The organism is Falsiroseomonas sp. (genome assembly GCF_051860665.1).
GTDB lineage: Bacteria > Pseudomonadota > Alphaproteobacteria > Acetobacterales > Acetobacteraceae > Falsiroseomonas.
In genome coordinates this window covers 1-548 of sequence record NZ_JBHYDM010000067.1, presented here as the reverse complement: position 1 = coordinate 548, position 548 = coordinate 1, and the positions used below count along the sequence as shown (strand labels likewise).

At 59.1% G+C, this 548-nt stretch carries 1 protein-coding gene; it reads right to left on the bottom strand.

The window, feature by feature from the left end; all coding sequences use genetic code 11:
• Positions 1 to 32: 32 nt before the first annotated feature.
• A partial coding sequence (locus ACTIF1_RS26480; RefSeq protein WP_439599469.1) for a TRAP transporter large permease subunit occupies positions 33 to 548 on the bottom strand: 516 nt, incomplete at its 5' end.

Sequence of the window (548 nt, the reverse complement as noted above, 5' to 3'; positions counted from 1 at the left end):
AGATGCCGTGATCCTTCGGCCGCCTGCCTGCTTCAGTTGTCGTCTGGCGGCGGTGGTAGCTCGATGGAAATTGTCGTGTCTACCGGCGGAGCCGGCGGCCGAGTCACGATCTGCGGCAGGGCAATGAGAAGCCCCACCATCAGCAGCTGAATGACCAGGAAGGGCACCGCTCCCCAGTAAATCTCGGACGTGCGAATCGAGGAAGGCGTCACGCTGCGCAGATTGTAGAGCGCGATGCCGAACGGCGGATGCATGAACGAGGTCTGAAGATTGACGGCGAGCAGCACCGTGAACCAGACCATGTCGATGCCAAGCTGCCGGGCAATGGGGGCAATCAGCGGCAGGACGATGAAGGCGATCTCGAAGAAGTCGAGGAAGAACGCCAGGAGAAATACCGCTAGGTTGATGAATATGATGAAGCCGATCTGTCCGGCGGGCAGATAGCCAAACAGCGATTCGATCCAAAGGTGACCTCCAAGGCCTCGAAACACCAGCATGAAGAACGACGCCCCGAGCAGCAGGAAGATGATGCCGGAGCAGAGTATGCC